We start from the raw sequence: 13,421 nt of genomic DNA, 5'->3' as shown, positions 1-13,421 counted from the left end.
GCCGAGCCCGGACGGGCGCGGAGCCCGTCCGGATTCTTTTACACATAGCGCACTAGTGTTATAGTGCACTCAGGAGGTCAGTTTGCACTGGCGGATAGACCCAGAAGCAGGTCCGATCTTTCGCCAGATCGTCGACTCGGTGAAGGCCGGTCTGGCCCGAGGGACGCTCTCCCCTGGCGCGAAGCTCCCCTCGGCCCGGGCCCTCGCCGAAACACTCCGGGTCAACCCCAACACCGTCATCCGCGCCTTTGAAGCCCTCGAGCGCGAGGGGATTACCGAAACCCGGCGGGGGCTTGGCACCTTCATTCGGGCGGCGGTCGACGTGGTGGCGATCCGGGAAACGCTCATCCGCCAGGCAGCGCGGCGCTACCTGGAAGAAGCCCGAGCGCTGGGGCTCACCGACGACGAGGCGCTCTTGGAACTCAAGGAGGTCATGCATGCTGGCGAAGGTTGAAGGGGTGGAGAAACGCTACCTCAATCATCAGGCGTTAAGCGGGGTCAACCTAAAGCTCGAGGCCGAACAGGTGGTGGGGCTTTTAGGACTCAACGGCGCAGGTAAGACCACCCTGCTCAAGCTGCTCGCCGGGCTTTTGCTTCCCGATCGGGGCCAGGTCGAGGTCCTCGGCCGGCCGCCAAGGCGGGTTCGGGGGCAGATCGTCTACCTTCCCGAACAGGACCCCTGGCCCGCATGGGCAACACCTGGAGAACTGGCCCGGCTCGTGAATGCGCTCTTTCCCGATTTCGATTCCGCCCGCTTCCATGAGCTCATCGCCTTCATGGAGGTACCCAAACGACCGCTGGGGCAGATGAGCCGGGGCCAAAAAGCCCGCGCTCGCCTAGCCCTGTCCCTTTCGAGAAGCGCCAGGCTCTATCTGCTCGATGAACCGCTCGCCGGGATCGACCTGATCAGTCGCGATCGCATCCTCAAAGCCTTGGTCCGCGAATGGCAGCGCCAGGCGACGATCGTCCTGTCGACCCATGAGGTGGGCGAGGCGGAAGGGCTTTTTGATCGGGCCATCTTTCTCAAGGAGGGCCGGGTGGTGCTCGACGCCGAGGTCGAGGCCCTCAGACAGGAGGGGAAGAGCGTAGTCGAGACCTTCAAGGAGGTACTGGCATGAAGGCCTGGGTCCAACTCGTCGCCTGGGAGCTCCGGCAGTCCCGAAAGGCGCTCCTGTTTCTGGGTGCGCTGGCGCTGGTGCCTCTGCTTAAGGCCTCGACGCTCTCATCGGCCGCCGCCGTCGGGGTCTTTTGGGGCTCAACGCAGCTCGTGCTCTGGGGCGGGGGCACCGTGCTTTTGATCTATGGATTCCTCGGCCCGCTGCGCGACGCGCGCTCGGGCCGCCTGGCCCAGTTCATACTCTCGCCTCACCCTGGCCCGGTCCACGCGCTGGCTCGCCTGGCCGCGACCTGGCTCGGGTTGGGCTGGGTCACGCTTCTCATCACCGGCGCCAACGCCCTGATCCTCGGCCGCTTCTTTCCCGAAGCCCCGGGGGAACTCTTTCGCCTCAGCCTGTATATGCTGGTGACGCTCGGACTTCCGCTTTCAGGGCTTTTACTCCTCGCCGGCACGGTCGGGGTCGCCTACGAGCTTTCCCGCGCCGGTCTTTTGGTCGGCGCCTTCTTTTTTCTCGGCGCGCTGAAAGGTCTTACTGCGGCGCTGGTCCTTTTCCAGGCCGTGCTCGGCGCCTGGGGCGGGGTCTGGATCGGCTCGCTGACCTGGAGCACGGCATTCGTCGCCAACCTGGGGTTTGCCCTGTTCAACGGAACGCTGCCTCTCTTCCCCCTCATCATCGGACCCACCCTCGCCCTGGTCTTTGCCCTGCTGGCGGGGCGGGTCCTCGAGGAGGTGGAGCTCTAATGGATCTCGGCAACCTCCTTTACGGACTCATCCTCTTCTACGTCACCTACCTCGCGATCTTTCGCAGCAAGAGTCAAACCGCCAAGGCGCTGGCGCTCATTGCGATGGCCACGCTGATCTATTTCTGGCTTGCCAGTTCGCTCTGAACGCCAAACGCCGGATTCTCCCTCCTTCCGGCCGGATCGGAATCGGGCACAGAGGTGACGACGAGCAAACCCTTCGAGCCGTTTCCGGCCCTCAAGGTCCACCGCTAAAACGCCCGGTTCGAGATCGTCTCCGGGCCATGGCAGATCGAGGGCGCCAAAAAGGCCAGGAACCCCGTGGCGCTGGCAGCCTTGCGGCTGATTTCGACCCGTTCGGTCGGAAGACTTCGTCTTGCCGCCAAAGGCGAAGGAACACACCGGTCTTTTTCGATCCAGTTTCGGGTCCCGCGTCCGGCCGCGGCCCGAATCGAAGCGGTGAACAGATCGCTCCGGATCGAACCGGATACCGTCCACAGCCTTAACGCGAAACTCGGCAACGGCAAGGTCACGAGCGACGGCTTTTCTCCGCGAGCGGATCGCCCACTCGAGGTGCCAAACGGGACGATCTCCCCGACCGGCTTCGCTCCCGAGGTACCCTGCCGCATCGAGGTGATCAATGGGGAGCTGGACCTTGCAACCAAAACCCCTATCCGCCTCGAACTCAGTCTCACGAACGGCATCCTCGAGCTCGCGGGGCAACGATCCCAGCGGGTGGCCGGGAGCCTCCGCCAAACGGTGGGGCCTGAAAAGGCGCTCCCGTCCGAGTCAATATCACGAACGGCCGCTTCCATATGAGCGAGACTTCGGGACAATAGCGTTGGAACCCACGATGCAAACGCCCCAGCCCTTCCCCGTTTGACACGGTAAGCTCAAGACATGAGCATCGAACGCGAGCTGGCACTGGAGATCGTGCGGGTCACCGAGCAAGCGGCGCTCGCCGCCGGGCGCTGGACCGGCAAGGGCGACAAGCACATGGTCGACGAGGTCGCCACCGAGGCCATGCGAAAAGTGCTCAACGACCTCGCCATCCAGGGCACCGTGGTCATCGGCGAAGGCGAGATGGACGAGGCGCCGATGCTCTACATCGGCGAGTCGCTGGGCAAGGGCGGCCCCGAGGTGGACATCGCGGTCGACCCGGTCGAGGGCACCACGGTCGCGGCCAAGGGGCTCCCTAACGCGGTCACGGTCATCGCGATCAGCGAGAAAGGCGGGCTTTTCCACGCCCCCGACATCTACATGGAAAAGCTCATCGTCCCCCCGCCGGCCGCCGGCAAGGTGGGGCTCGACTGGCCGGTGGAAGCGAACCTGCGGGCGATCGCGCTCTCCCTCAACCGGGCGGTTGAGGACCTGGTGGTGGTGGTCCTCGACCGGCCCCGCCACGAAAAACTGATCTCCGATATCCGCAAGGCCGGGGCCCGGGTCAAGCTCATCGGCGACGGCGACGTGATCGCCGCCCTCGCCGCGGCGATGCGTGGCACCGGCGTGCACGCGGTCATGGGCATCGGCGGCGCGCCGGAAGGCGTGCTGGCCGCCGCCGCACTCAAAGCCCTCGGCGGCGAAATCCAGGCCCGCTTCTACCCCGAGGACGACGAAGAACGCGAACGTCTCAAATCGATGGGCGTCGACGAAAACAAAATCTATACCACGGAAGAGCTCGCTCCCGGCGAGGAGGTCGTGTTCGCCGCCACCGGCATCACCGATGGCGACATCCTAAGGGGCATCCGCTACTTCGGCAGCGGCGCCCGCACCCACTCGCTGGCCATGGGATATGCCACTCGCACGGTCCGCTTCATCGACTCGGTTCACCTCTTGAACGACGGCGCCCGGGTTACGATCCGGATTTAGTCCAACCTTGGACCATGCCCCATACCCCCAAATGGGGGTATGGGGAAAAAATTTCCCTTCCTACAATGAGAACAGGCTGAAGGGCCAGCGAAAGGAGGAGGAACCATGAAGCGGAACAGGACCAAAGGTTTCACCCTTATTGAGCTGCTGATCGTCATCGCGATCATCGCTATTTTGGCTGCAATCCTTATCCCTAATGCGCTGAACGCGAGGAATAGGGCCGTTCTGTCTGCCGGCAAACAATACGCGCAGGATGTCCTGGGAGCCCTGAATAACCTCGCTGCTGACAACAGCCTCTATTTCCCCGATGATTTTGATGCCACTTCCCTTACTACGATCGCCACCACGACCGGAAGCGTGATTTCCGCCAGTGACATCTCAAGCAGTGTCAACTTTGGGACCACCGCGGGCTCCCTCGACCCCAGCCCTTACCTTGACGCGCCAAGCTCTGCCACCCGAATTACAGGTGTTTACTATGTATACGGCAGCAACAAAAAGGGTTATATCGGTGTTCAGCAAAAGATTGGAGACACCACCTACTGCACTTACCTGAACGTGTCGGACAAGAAGTTCACAGTCAAAAAGGGCTCCTGCTCTACCGTCATGAGTGGTCTGTAAATTCCCACAGGTTAAGTTATGCAAACGAATACTTCAGGCTTGTCGGGCACTCGTTTGAGTGCCCGACTCTTTTTGAGAACAAAAACAGATATGTAAAGCCCTACATATACCCATGACCCCAATTCCCATCCTTTTCCTTCTCTTAAGCATCACCCTCGCCTACCTCCCCACCGAAGGCGACCCGCACACCCGAACCCAGCTGGCCAAGTTCTATTTCATCCTGGGCTCCGGGTTTTTGGTGGGCCTCTGGGGGTTTTTGAAGGGCCATGGGGCGGCGCGGTATGCGGCGCTTGTTTCCGCGCTCCTCCTCGCGCTCGGCAGCTTTCTCCCGCCCACGACCGCGCCCGGTCGCTGGTTCTGGGGCGGCGATCTGCAGTTTTACAGCCAGGCGGTGGCCGGGTGGCTGGGTGTTGCGGGAACGGCCTTCGGCCTTGCCGCGCTGCGGCCGAAGGGCAACGCGACGGCCATCGTGGCCTGGTGGCTGCTCCTTACCTTCGCCGCCGGGTGGGCGGGAGCGCGGGGATGGCTCGAGGCCTTCGGCTATGCCCCCTACGGACCCTTTACCAAGGACTTCTTCTCCACCATGCTCACCTGGCCCTCGCCCGGCTACCTGGCCGGGGCCCTGGCCTTCGGCGCGGCCTACGTGCTCGGCTCCCGAAAAGGGTACCTGGGCCTCGCCGCGGCCGCCGCGGCCGCGGCGCTCATGCTGGCGGGCGGCAACCGCTCGGGGCCTCTCGGCTTTTTCCTGGCGCTCCTCTTTCTCGTTTTCACCTGGCCGCCCCCCGTGCGCACCCGCCGCCTGATCGCCTTCACCTTACTCACCGCCGCGCTGTTCCTCGCCTACCCGAAACCACCGAAGGCGGTGCCCACCTTCGCCCGGCTGGACCAAAACGTCAGCACCCTCAACTCCCGAACCTACCTTTGGAAAGCCGCCTGGGCAGTTCTGAAACGGCGGCCACTGGGGGTCGGCCCCGACGGCTTTGCCTCGGCGCTCAGCCAGGCCGCCCCCGAAGAGCTCATCTTCATAGTCAGGAAGTTCGGCTTCGTGCCCAAAGAGGCCCGCGAAGTCAGGATCATCACCGCAAGCCCCATGCTCGGTTATACTGACGGCAGCGGGGAAATGCGGTTCGTGCGGGTCCGGGAGATCCTGGCCCATAACGCCTTTCTTGACTGGGCGCTGGCCTACGGCCTGCCGGTGGCGGTATCCCTCTACGCGATCTGGCTCGCCTTTTTGGTCTGGCTCTATCGCCGCGGAGAATGGTCACTTTTCGCCCCACACCTTGCCTTTTTCGTATACCTTCAACTCTGGCCACCGATCTTCCCCAACCTCTTCATCGTGGCCATGATCACCGCACTCCACCTCGCTGCACCTGGAGGCGCCCGTGAGGAGAGATCAAGGCTTTACCCTCTTTGAAATGCTCGTCGCGATCGTGATCGTGGCCTTACTCTCGGTTATTTTTCTCCCTCGCATCAACAACGCGCGCCAGTACGCCTATCACAAGGCCGCCTACTTCTGTGCTTCGGATATCCTGCAAAAGGAACTGGCCTATTACAGCGAGAACTTCCGCTACGCCACCCCCCAGGAACTCGTCGACGCCGACCTCACGCCCTCCTGCCTGGCGCCGCCCTGCGAAGATCTACAGCCAAGCCCCACCCCCGGCGCAAACCCCGGCAGCCTGGCCTGCCGGAAGGGCGGTGTGTGGTGGTTCGTCAACGATTGGTCAACGGTCCCCAAGGACATGGGCGTCTCGATCAGCGTCTGGCGGACCGGTTCCAACCGATCGGCCACCGCCTACATCAACGAGGACAGGTCGGAAGTTCGCTTTGAGGTTCTGGGCCAGTGACTTCACCCGACCCCGATCACCGAGAAGCAAGGACCCGCCCCTCGCGCAAAGCGCGCTTCGCGAGTGCTACGCGCTCCAGCTCATCCTCGGTGTAAACGAGCAAATCGATGGGAAAGTCGAGATCTTCAAAAAGCGGGAGGTACTTGCCTGATCTCTGCAGAAACGGGCCGGCTTCCCGAACCACGAAGATCAAATCGGCATCGGAGCGGGGCGTCGCATCGCCTCTGGCCAGAGAACCGAAGAGGATAACTTGGAGCACCTCGGGAAACCGTTCGATCGCCTCCCGAGCCTTTCCCTCGAGCGCCTCAACGAGGCCTACCCGGTCGAGCCAGAACACCCTGACCGAACCGTAAGAGCGCTTCTGAACAAAAGATGGCACGCCTCGCCTCCTCTTCCCCGTAGAAATCGAACGGGGCACCGCCTTCCCAGCTGTCAGGATATCGGGTCGGGATGTACAAACGATCCAGCTCTAAAGCGCACTGCTTAAGCCGTGCATCGACAGGAAGCTTATCCTCCAAACCAGCGAGCATGCTTCTTAGAACGTGCCCAAACGCATCCCCACCCAGGTGCAGATACGCGGCTTTGAGCGCCTTCTCGGCGGCCTGATGCGCAGCAAAACACGCCCAATCAAAATCGCCCGCCTCAAAGCTCTTTCTCGCGTGCGCGAAATCGTGTTCGGCCTGGCGCATCCAATCCCGAGCCCGATTCATCCTTTAACCTCGAGGATAGAGTATACCCTGTGCAGATGAACCGCCTGATTCGCCCCCTGCGCCGGGAGCTCGAGGACGGCTGCCGCGACCGCGTGGTGGCGGGGGGGCTGGAGCGCCTGGTCGAAAACCTGGCCAGGGATAAACCCGAGATTCGTCGGCTCCTCCGGGGCTACGGCAAACTGCCCCAGGAAGTACGCTGTCAAAGACTGGTCGAGGCCCTGCGGCGACTGGGCGTGGAAATCGAAGCCCCCGAAGTTCGTGAAGAAACCGAGGTCGGCCTTTCCCAGGGCGAAGGCAAGCCCCTGGACACCCCGCTCGAGACACTGTCCCTTGGTCGGGGTGCCAAGAAAAGGCTCAGCGACCTCGGACTGAAGACCCTCCGCGATCTCATCTACCACCTCCCCCGGCGCCACGAGGACCGGCGCACCCTGCCCGCCTTCCACCTGCTCTGCGAGGGCCAGAAGGTCACGGTCAGGGGGCAGGTTGCGAGCAAGGATCTGGTGCGAACGCCGCGCAAAGGCATGCAGATCGTACAGGCCCGACTCGTGGACGCCTACGGCTACGGGCTCACCGCGGTGTGGTTCAACCAGCCCTGGGTCCTCAAGCAAATCCGCGTGGGAGAAAACATCGTCGCCACCGGCCGCCTCACCCGCCGCGGCCGCAGCAGAACCCTCATGGTCGAATACTTCGAGCCCGAGGAAGGGGAGTCGCTCTCCACCGGCCGCATCGTCCCCGTCTACCCTTCCAAAGAGGGCATCAGTCAGGCCTGGCTGCGCCGGGCGATCTGGCGCGGCCTCGCCCTGGCCCGCCCCATTGCCGACCCGTTGCCAGAGGTGTACAGGGAACGTCTCCAGCTCCCTGACCTTGACTCCGCCCTGGCCCACTATCACTTTCCCCCCGATGAGACGGCCCTCGAGGCCGCCCTCAAACGGCTCAAGTTCGACGAGTACCTCTTCCTCGAACTCCGGGTCATGATCCAGTCGGGGGAGAGCGCCCTCGTTGGCCGCGTTTTCGAGGTGCGCGAGGCGTGGCTGCGTGAATTTACCGAAAGTCTCCCCTTCACCCTGACGAAAGCCCAGCAAAGGGTCATCGACGAGATCCTCGCCGACATGCAATCCGACCGCCAGATGGCGAGGCTCCTGCAGGGGGATGTGGGCTCGGGCAAAACCGTGGTCGCGGCGCTCGCGCTCTACATCGCGGCCAAAAACGGCTTACAGGGCGCGCTCATGGCCCCGACCGAAGTGCTGGCCAAACAGCACTTCCAAAACCTGAACCGCTACCTCATGCCGCTCGGGGTGCGGCTTGCGCTGCTCGTGGGCTCGATGCGGGAAAAGGACAAGGACGCGGTGAAAGAGCAGATCAAAAGCGGTGAAGTCGACGTGGTGGTGGGCACCCACGCCCTGATCCAGGAGGGGGTGACCTTCCGCGCGCTGGGCCTTGCGGTGATCGACGAGGAACACCGCTTCGGGGTGATGCAACGCCGGGCGCTGCTAAAGGGCCGGCCCGACGTGCTGGTGATGACCGCGACCCCCATCCCCCGTTCGCTCGCACTCACCCTCTACGGGGACCTCGAGGTCAGCGTTCTCAACGAGCTCCCGCCGGGGCGCACGCCGGTCAAGACCCGTGTCCTCTCGCAAAAGACCCGGCCCCAGGCCTACCGGTTCGCGCTGGGTGAGATCGAAAAGGGGCGCCAGGTCTTCGTGGTGGCCCCGATGATCGAGGAGTCCCAGTCCGAGCAGTTCGCCGAGATCAAGGCCGCGACCGAGCTCAAGGAAGAGCTTGAGGCCATGCTGCCCCAGGTTCGGATCGGCCTGCTCCACGGTCGCATGAGCCCGCAGGAGAAGGACGAGGTCATGGACGCCTTTCGCCGGCACGAATTCGACCTCCTGGTCTCCACCACCGTGATCGAGGTGGGGGTCGACATCCCCAACGCCACGCTGATGATCGTGGAAAACGCCGAGCGCTTCGGTCTGGCCCAGCTCCACCAGCTCCGCGGCCGGGTGGGGCGGGGCCAGCACCCCGGCTACTGCGTCCTCATCGCCGGCGAAGCCTCCAGAAAAACCATGCGCCGGCTCAAGATCCTCGAGGAGAGCAACGACGGTTTTTACGTCGCCGAGATGGACCTGAAGCTGCGCGGCCCGGGCGAGCTCAGGGGCGTGCGGCAGTCGGGACTCCCCGACCTCAGGGTCGGGGAACTCGCCAAGGATTCGGAGATCATCGAAGCCGCCCGGTCGTTGGCCAAAGAAATCCTTGAATCCGACCCAACGCTTAAAAAACCGGAGCACCGGGCCCTGCGCGAGGAACTCAGCCAGCGCAGTCAGGCCCTGGGCCTCAGGGAGGTGATCTAGGCGCACGCCCTCCCCCACCCCACGCTGCCGGCCTACGCCACGAGCGGCCTCCTGGTCCGGGCCCGGCACCTCCAGGCCTACCTGCTGGCGATGCAGCGGGGCCTCAGCCAGGCGCTTGCGCACCGGGACTGGCCCCGGGTGACCCTTTACGTCCTGGATGAAGCCGACTGGCGAGCCCGGCTCAAACTCCCCTACGGTTACCCGGCGGCCCGGGTGCGGGGTGCGCTCGCCGTCTACGCGCCGGCCAGGGCCCCCGACCGTCTGGTGATGCGGTTCCTCGAGGTCCTCACCCGGGCGAAGATCCGACCCCCGGGACCGGCGAGCGAGTTTTTCGACCTGGTCACCGGCCACGAGTACGGCCACGCGCTCGCGGTGGGGGCCGGTCTTTTGGCCCGGGTGCGCGAGCTCGACGAGGCGCTCGCCAACCTCCTTTGGGTGTTGGGGCTGAAGCGAGGGCAGCCTGAGGCCTTCGCCCGCCTCACGCTCTGGGCCAGCGCCCTGGCCCGGCTCCCCAAGCCCCCGGCCAAACCCCGCGCCTTTGGCCAGCAGCTGGCCTTCCAGGGGCGGATTCTCATCGGCGCCATCGAGCACCTCGAGGGCCAGGCGCCCACATGGCTTCAAGACCTCGTCGCCGACCCGCCGCCACCCGAGCGGCTCAAAAGCATTCTCCGCTCGCTTAATCTAGGCGTATGGCCAAGGTCTTCGTCACCCGAAAGCTCCCAGGAAACGCCCTAGATCGAATTCGGCAGGCGGGTTATGACCTCGAGGTCTGGGAGGGCTTTTGCTCTCCCGATCGCGACACCATGCTGGCGAAGGTCGCGGGGGTCACGGGCCTCGTGACCCTGCTCGAGGACCGCATCGACGCCGAGGTGATGGACGCCGCCGGCCCCTCGCTCAAGGTCATCGCCCAGTACGCGGTCGGCGTGGACAACATCGACCTCGAGGCGGCAAAAGCCCGCGGCATCCGCGTCACCAACACTCCCGGCGTCCTCACCGACGCCACCGCCGACCTCGCCTTCGCCCTGCTGGCTGCGGCCGCCCGGCGGGTGGTCGAGGGGCACGGGTACGTCAAGGCCGGCGAATGGCGCTGCTGGCACCCCGAACTTCTGCTCGGCCCCGAGCTCCACGGCGCGACCGTGCTGGTGGTCGGGTTTGGCCGCATCGGCCAGGCCTTCGCCAAACGCGCCCGAGGCTTCGATATGACCGTGCTCTACACCAGCCGGCGCGAGCGGCCCGAGGCGGCGGCGCTCGGGGCCAGGCGGGTCAGCCTGGAAGAGGGGCTGGCCCGGGCTGACTTTGTGAGCCTGCACGTGCCCCTGACCCCAAAGACCCACCACCTCATCGACGAGGCCGCATTCCGCCGGATGAAACCGGGGGCCCTACTCATCAACACCGCCAGGGGCAAGGTGGTCAAGACCGAAGCCCTCATCGAGGCCCTCAAAGCCGGCCACCTCGGCGGCGCCGGGCTCGACGTCACCGACCCCGAACCCCTACCGCCCGATCACCCACTGCTGGAATTCCCCAACGTCGTCGTCACCCCCCACGTGGGCTCGGCCGGCCGGGCCACCCGCGTCCGCATGGCCGAGATGGTGGTCGATGACCTCCTGGCCGTGCTCGCCGGCAACGAACCCGAAAACCCAGTGGTTTAATATTGCTTTTACATGAGAAACCTACATTCTCATGTGATATGATGGGGACCATGGAAGCACCGCTCATTCTGATCGTCGAGGACGAGAAGGACATCGCCCGGTTCCTCGAGCTCGAACTCGAGGCCGAGGGCTACCAGACCGAGGTGGCCTACGACGGGGTCACCGGCCTTTCCAAGTTCCGTGAAAAGCAGCCCGACCTGGTGATCCTGGACCTCATGCTGCCGGCCCGAGATGGCCTCGAGGTGGCCCGCATCATCCGCAAGACCTCGAACGTACCCATCATCATCCTCACCGCCAAGGATCGGGTCGAGGACAAGGTGGAGGGCCTGGACGCCGGGGCGGACGACTACCTGGTCAAGCCCTTTTCCATCGAGGAGCTCTTGGCCCGGGTCCGGGCCCACCTGCGCCGGGTCACTCCCGCGATCACCGGCGAGATCCGGGTGGCCGACCTGATCGTTAACCTCGAGGGCCGCGAGGTCTTCCGCGGCGGCCGTCGAATCGAGCTCTCCAACAAGGAGTTCGAGCTGCTTGAACTCCTGGCCTCCAACCCAGGCAAGGTGTTTTCCCGCTTTGAGATCGAGGAAAAGGTCTGGCCCGGCTACCAAGGCGGCTCGAATGTGGTCGACGTCTACGTCGGCTACCTCCGCAAAAAGCTCGAGGCCGAAGGTGAACGCCGGCTGATCCACACCGTCCGCGGGGTGGGGTACGTCTTGCGGGAAGACTAGGACGTGGGGCCCAGCCCCCACGTGGCATTCCGATGACGCTCCGCACCCGCATCACGTTGCTCACCGTGGCCCTGCTCGCGGCGAGTCTGCTCGCCATCGGGGTCTCGGTCTACTCGCTGCTCGCCCGCTACATGTATCAGGGGCTCAAAAACGAGCTCGACGACGCGCTGGGGCAGGTGGTCCGGCTGGTGAACCGCGGGGGCAAGAGCCTCCTCGACATCGCGCTGCCACCGACCGTCTACGCCGAGGTCGAGGTCGTCCTCTCGCTCCCGCCCCTGGCCCCCGAGGACCTGGCCCAGGCGGTTCCGCTGGTCCGGAGCCCCTCGCTGGCTTCCAAAAACCTCACCCTCGCCGACAAGGACTACGCCCTGCTCCTGCGCCGGGGCATGATCTGGACCCGCACCCTGCTCCCCCGGGCGACGGAGAAACCGGTGCCGCTCTTGGTCCGGGCCACCCTGCTCCAGGCCCAGGGCCCGCCACCCCTCGAACGCATCCCGGTGGTGGTGCTGGTGGCCAAGTCCACCGAACCCATCGAGGCCACCCTCGACCAGCTGGTCAGGATCTACGCCGTCACCGCGCTGCTGGTCCTCCTGTTCGGCGGCTGGCTCGCCTACCTGCTGGTGGCCCGCACCCTGGCGCCCCTCGAGGCCATCGCCCGCCAGGCGGAAGAGGTCTCTGCCAGATCCTTCGCCCCGCTCCCCGAACCCGAAGGCCGGGACGAGGTGGCCACCCTGGCCCGGGCCTTAAACCGCATGCTCGCCCGACTCGAGGCCGCCTTCCAGGCGCAAAAGCGCTTCCTCGCCGACGCCTCCCACGAACTTCGCACCCCGATCACCGCCATCCTGGGCCACGTGGGCTACCTCAAACGCCGCACCAACCCCACCGAGGCCCAAAAGGAAAGCCTCGAGGTCATCGAGCGGGAAGGGCAGCGGATGCGAAAACTGGTCGGCGACCTCCTCGATCTGGCCTCGAGCGAGGCGGGGTGGCGCTTTGAACCCCGAATCATCAACCTCACCCAGGTCCTTTCCGAGGTTGCCGAGGAGTACGAGCACACCTTCAGTGGCGAGATCCGGCTCGAGGTCCCAGAGGTGGCCTGGGTCAGGGGCGATGCCGACCGGCTCCACCAGGTCTTCGCCAATCTGGTGTCCAACGCCATCAAGGCCGGTGCCACGACCATCACCCTCCGCATCCACGCCCCGCGCGAACGCATCATCGCCCAGGTCGCCGACAACGGGCGCGGGATTCCGAAAGAACACGTTCCCCACCTCTTCGAGCGGTTTTATCGGGTCGATAAAGCCCGCGACCGCGCCCAGGGGGGCTCGGGGCTGGGCCTGGCCATCGTCAAGGCCATCGTCGAGGCCCACGGTGGTGAAGTCTGGGTCGAGAGCGAACAAGGCAAAGGGGCGACCTTCAGCGTTGCCCTAAGGCGCGTAGACGGGCCGCCGCCTCCTCAGGGGTAATCTCGCCGCGCTCGAGGGCATCGAGCACCGCCTGTCGGGCCTGGCCGAGGTCGGGCGCCGCTTCATAGCCGAGGACCCGCAAGAGCTGCTCCAGGCGCGCCCGCACCGTGGGGTAGGAGACGCCGAGCACCCGCTCGACCTCCTTGAGGTTGCCCCGCGCCTTGACGAAAAGGCGCAAAAACTCGAGCTGTTCGGGCGGGAGGGTGGCGAACTCGTTGGGCAGGAAACGGCCTTCCAATCGGGTGCCGCACCCCGGGCAGGCGAGTCCGGTCACCTCGAGCCGTTCGCGACACACCGGGCACGTGGCCGGCATCGGATACTTGGCGCTCATCGCCACTCAC

Annotated in this window: 16 protein-coding genes and 1 pseudogene; 14 read left to right on the top strand and 3 right to left on the bottom strand. The window is 64.9% G+C overall.

Going from position 1 to position 13,421, the window contains the following annotated elements; translation table 11 throughout:
- Positions 1–82: 82 nt before the first annotated feature.
- From ACZ5BT_RS08700 to ACZ5BT_RS08660, 9 genes and pseudogenes are all read left to right on the top strand, one after another.
- Positions 83–454: a GntR family transcriptional regulator gene (locus ACZ5BT_RS08700; RefSeq protein ID WP_464884202.1), complete on the top strand. Its 372-nt coding sequence runs from the start codon at positions 83–85 to the stop codon at positions 452–454.
- Positions 438–1,118: an ATP-binding cassette domain-containing protein gene (locus ACZ5BT_RS08695; protein ID WP_464884201.1), complete on the top strand. Its 681-nt coding sequence runs from the start codon at positions 438–440 to the stop codon at positions 1,116–1,118. Before ACZ5BT_RS08700 ends, ACZ5BT_RS08695 begins: the two co-directional genes overlap by 17 nt.
- Positions 1,115–1,858, top strand: a complete 744-nt coding sequence (locus ACZ5BT_RS08690) for a hypothetical protein (RefSeq protein ID WP_464884200.1) — start codon at positions 1,115–1,117, stop codon at positions 1,856–1,858. The genes ACZ5BT_RS08695 and ACZ5BT_RS08690 overlap by 4 nt, the downstream gene beginning before the upstream one ends.
- Positions 1,858–2,004 carry a hypothetical protein gene (locus ACZ5BT_RS08685; RefSeq protein WP_464884199.1) on the top strand — a complete coding sequence of 49 codons (147 nt, stop codon included), beginning with the start codon at positions 1,858–1,860 and terminating at the stop codon, positions 2,002–2,004. Before ACZ5BT_RS08690 ends, ACZ5BT_RS08685 begins: the two co-directional genes overlap by 1 nt.
- Before the next feature lie 312 nt (positions 2,005–2,316).
- Positions 2,317–2,676 (top strand): hypothetical protein, encoded by a 360-nt coding sequence (locus ACZ5BT_RS08680; protein ID WP_464884198.1) that lies wholly within the window; start codon positions 2,317–2,319, stop codon positions 2,674–2,676.
- Positions 2,677–2,757: 81 nt separating this feature from the next.
- On the top strand, positions 2,758–3,726 hold the full coding sequence (gene glpX, locus ACZ5BT_RS08675) for a class II fructose-bisphosphatase (RefSeq protein ID WP_464884197.1): 969 nt from the start codon (positions 2,758–2,760) through the stop codon (positions 3,724–3,726).
- A gap of 105 nt (positions 3,727–3,831) precedes the next feature.
- A pseudogene (locus ACZ5BT_RS08670) lies at positions 3,832–3,955 on the top strand (prepilin-type N-terminal cleavage/methylation domain-containing protein); the annotation flags it as partial.
- A gap of 501 nt (positions 3,956–4,456) precedes the next feature.
- Entirely contained in the window at positions 4,457–5,758 is a 1,302-nt protein-coding gene (locus ACZ5BT_RS08665) for an O-antigen ligase family protein (RefSeq protein WP_464884196.1), read from the top strand.
- Positions 5,727–6,188, top strand: a complete 462-nt coding sequence (locus ACZ5BT_RS08660; RefSeq protein WP_464884195.1) for a type II secretion system protein — start codon at positions 5,727–5,729, stop codon at positions 6,186–6,188. The genes ACZ5BT_RS08665 and ACZ5BT_RS08660 overlap by 32 nt, the downstream gene beginning before the upstream one ends.
- A gap of 16 nt (positions 6,189–6,204) precedes the next feature.
- Here the strand turns inward: ACZ5BT_RS08660 and ACZ5BT_RS08655 are convergent, their stop codons facing one another.
- Together ACZ5BT_RS08655 and ACZ5BT_RS08650 are read right to left on the bottom strand one after the other, a co-directional pair.
- Positions 6,205–6,567, bottom strand: coding sequence for a nucleotidyltransferase domain-containing protein (locus ACZ5BT_RS08655; protein ID WP_464884194.1), 363 nt, complete (start codon positions 6,565–6,567; stop codon positions 6,205–6,207).
- Positions 6,494–6,877, bottom strand: a complete 384-nt coding sequence (locus ACZ5BT_RS08650; RefSeq protein ID WP_464884193.1) for a HEPN domain-containing protein — start codon at positions 6,875–6,877, stop codon at positions 6,494–6,496. The genes ACZ5BT_RS08655 and ACZ5BT_RS08650 overlap by 74 nt, the downstream gene beginning before the upstream one ends.
- 56 nt (positions 6,878–6,933) lie before the next feature.
- Here ACZ5BT_RS08650 and recG point away from each other — a divergent pair, with 56 nt between their 5' ends.
- The 5 genes from recG (at position 6,934) to ACZ5BT_RS08625 (ending at position 13,080) form a co-directional block, all read left to right on the top strand.
- Positions 6,934–9,246, top strand: a complete 2,313-nt coding sequence (gene recG, locus ACZ5BT_RS08645; protein ID WP_464884192.1) for an ATP-dependent DNA helicase RecG — start codon at positions 6,934–6,936, stop codon at positions 9,244–9,246.
- Positions 9,247–9,336: 90 nt separating this feature from the next.
- Positions 9,337–9,981 carry a hypothetical protein gene (locus tag ACZ5BT_RS08640; protein ID WP_464884191.1) on the top strand — a complete coding sequence of 215 codons (645 nt, stop codon included), beginning with the start codon at positions 9,337–9,339 and terminating at the stop codon, positions 9,979–9,981.
- Positions 9,936–10,895, top strand: coding sequence for a 2-hydroxyacid dehydrogenase (locus tag ACZ5BT_RS08635; RefSeq protein WP_464884190.1), 960 nt, complete (start codon positions 9,936–9,938; stop codon positions 10,893–10,895). The genes ACZ5BT_RS08640 and ACZ5BT_RS08635 overlap by 46 nt, the downstream gene beginning before the upstream one ends.
- A gap of 50 nt (positions 10,896–10,945) precedes the next feature.
- Positions 10,946–11,620, top strand: coding sequence for a response regulator transcription factor (locus ACZ5BT_RS08630; RefSeq protein WP_464884189.1), 675 nt, complete (start codon positions 10,946–10,948; stop codon positions 11,618–11,620).
- A gap of 32 nt (positions 11,621–11,652) precedes the next feature.
- Positions 11,653–13,080 carry a sensor histidine kinase gene (locus ACZ5BT_RS08625; RefSeq protein ID WP_464884188.1) on the top strand — a complete coding sequence of 476 codons (1,428 nt, stop codon included), beginning with the start codon at positions 11,653–11,655 and terminating at the stop codon, positions 13,078–13,080.
- On the opposite strand, the gene ACZ5BT_RS08620 is transcribed toward ACZ5BT_RS08625, so the two are convergent.
- Entirely contained in the window at positions 13,031–13,411 is a 381-nt protein-coding gene (locus ACZ5BT_RS08620) for a DUF2089 family protein (protein ID WP_464884187.1), read from the bottom strand. The two genes, ACZ5BT_RS08625 and ACZ5BT_RS08620, sit on opposite strands and share 50 nt — an antisense overlap.
- Positions 13,412–13,421 lie beyond the last annotated feature (10 nt).

The organism is Vulcanithermus mediatlanticus (genome assembly GCF_055385885.1).
The sequence above is the reverse complement of the archived record's forward strand: the minus strand, read 5'-3'. Positions and strand labels throughout refer to the sequence as shown.

Bases quoted from the DNA above. Each gene is read 5' to 3' on its own strand.
- ACZ5BT_RS08695 (WP_464884201.1), top strand. From the start codon at position 438: ATGCTGGCGAAGGTTGAAGGGGTGGAGAAACGCTACCTCAATCATCAG.
- ACZ5BT_RS08690 (WP_464884200.1), top strand. From the start codon at position 1,115: ATGAAGGCCTGGGTCCAACTCGTCGCCTGGGAGCTCCGGCAGTCCCGA.
- ACZ5BT_RS08685 (WP_464884199.1), top strand. From the start codon at position 1,858: ATGGATCTCGGCAACCTCCTTTACGGACTCATCCTCTTCTACGTCACC.
- glpX (WP_464884197.1), top strand. From the start codon at position 2,758: ATGAGCATCGAACGCGAGCTGGCACTGGAGATCGTGCGGGTCACCGAG.
- ACZ5BT_RS08665 (WP_464884196.1), top strand. From the start codon at position 4,457: ATGACCCCAATTCCCATCCTTTTCCTTCTCTTAAGCATCACCCTCGCC.
- ACZ5BT_RS08650 (WP_464884193.1), bottom strand. From the start codon at position 6,877: ATGCGCCAGGCCGAACACGATTTCGCGCACGCGAGAAAGAGCTTTGAG.
- recG (WP_464884192.1), top strand. From the start codon at position 6,934: ATGAACCGCCTGATTCGCCCCCTGCGCCGGGAGCTCGAGGACGGCTGC.
- ACZ5BT_RS08640 (WP_464884191.1), top strand. From the start codon at position 9,337: ATGCAGCGGGGCCTCAGCCAGGCGCTTGCGCACCGGGACTGGCCCCGG.
- ACZ5BT_RS08635 (WP_464884190.1), top strand. From the start codon at position 9,936: ATGGCCAAGGTCTTCGTCACCCGAAAGCTCCCAGGAAACGCCCTAGAT.
- ACZ5BT_RS08630 (WP_464884189.1), top strand. From the start codon at position 10,946: ATGGAAGCACCGCTCATTCTGATCGTCGAGGACGAGAAGGACATCGCC.
- ACZ5BT_RS08625 (WP_464884188.1), top strand. From the start codon at position 11,653: ATGACGCTCCGCACCCGCATCACGTTGCTCACCGTGGCCCTGCTCGCG.
- ACZ5BT_RS08620 (WP_464884187.1), bottom strand. From the start codon at position 13,411: ATGAGCGCCAAGTATCCGATGCCGGCCACGTGCCCGGTGTGTCGCGAA.